At 42.9% G+C, this 1,211-nt stretch carries 1 protein-coding gene and 1 pseudogene; both read left to right on the forward strand.

The features are described from left to right. Positions 1–883 (forward strand): ADP-forming succinate--CoA ligase subunit beta (sucC, locus tag V7D75_RS05485; protein ID WP_333613739.1); only part of this gene is annotated, 883 nt, incomplete at its 5' end. Between the two features lie 178 nt (positions 884–1,061). After that, positions 1,062–1,211: pseudogene (locus V7D75_RS05490) on the forward strand (succinate--CoA ligase subunit alpha); the annotation flags it as partial.

Below are 1,211 nucleotides of genomic sequence, written 5' to 3' on the forward strand. Positions count from 1 at the left end.
TGTTTTGGTTGCAGAGGATATGTACCCAGTACAAACTGAGTTATATCTTGGCGCAGTTGTTGATCGTTCTACGCGTCGCGTCACTTTTATGGCATCAACCGAAGGCGGCGTTGATATCGAAGAAGTCGCAAGCGAAACTCCAGAAAAAATCTTTAAAGTAAGCGTTGATCCATTAGTTGGTCTAATGCCTTACCAAGCACGTGAAGTGGCATTTAAACTGGGTCTTGAAGGTAAGCAAATCAACCAGTTTGTAAAATTGATGAGCGGCGCTTATCAAGCATTCGTTGACAATGATTTTGCATTATTAGAAATCAACCCATTAGCGGTTCGTGAAAATGGCGAAATCGTTTGTGTTGATGGCAAAATTGGTATTGACTCAAACGCCCTATATCGTTTGCCTAAAATTGCCGCGCTACAAGACAAAACGCAAGAGAACGAGCGCGAGCTTAAAGCCGCTGAATTTGACCTAAACTATGTTGCCCTAGAAGGTAACATCGGTTGTATGGTAAACGGTGCTGGTCTTGCGATGGCGACCATGGACATCATCAAATTGTACGGCGGCAAACCTGCTAACTTCTTGGACGTTGGCGGCGGTGCAACCAAAGATCGCGTTGTTGAAGCGTTCAAAATCATTCTAGAAGACAGCAGTGTTGAAGGCGTTCTCATCAACATCTTCGGCGGTATCGTACGTTGTGACATGATTGCCGAAGCGATTATCGAAGCAGTTAAAGAAGTGAACGTAAAAGTACCTGTTGTTGTCCGTCTAGAAGGTAATAACGCTGAAAAAGGTGCTGAGCTACTAGAGCAATCTGATGTGAAAATCATTTCAGCTCAAGGCCTAGCAGACGCGGCACAAAAAATTGTCGATGCGGTTAAAGCATAAGCCTTTAATATAAGTCGTGAGGGTAAGCGCTGTTTTATTCATAACTCGCTTAACCAGACGCTTGAGCATTATAGTCACAGCGTAATGGCAGTTTTTAGCAAAAGCATAAATCGTTAACATTTAATGATACATGAGCGAGAAAACTGCTATTGCAAGACAACCGAATAAGGAAAAAATAATGAGTGTATTAATTGATAAAGATACCAAAGTATTGGTACAAGGTTTTACTGGTAAAAACGGTACATTCCACTCTGAACAAGCAATCGAATACGGCACTAAAGTAGTCGGCGGCGTAACCCCAGGTAAAGGCGGTCAGACGCACCTAGGT

The organism is Psychrobacter sp. (assembly GCF_036731945.1).
Taxonomy (GTDB): Bacteria; Pseudomonadota; Gammaproteobacteria; order Pseudomonadales; family Moraxellaceae; genus Psychrobacter.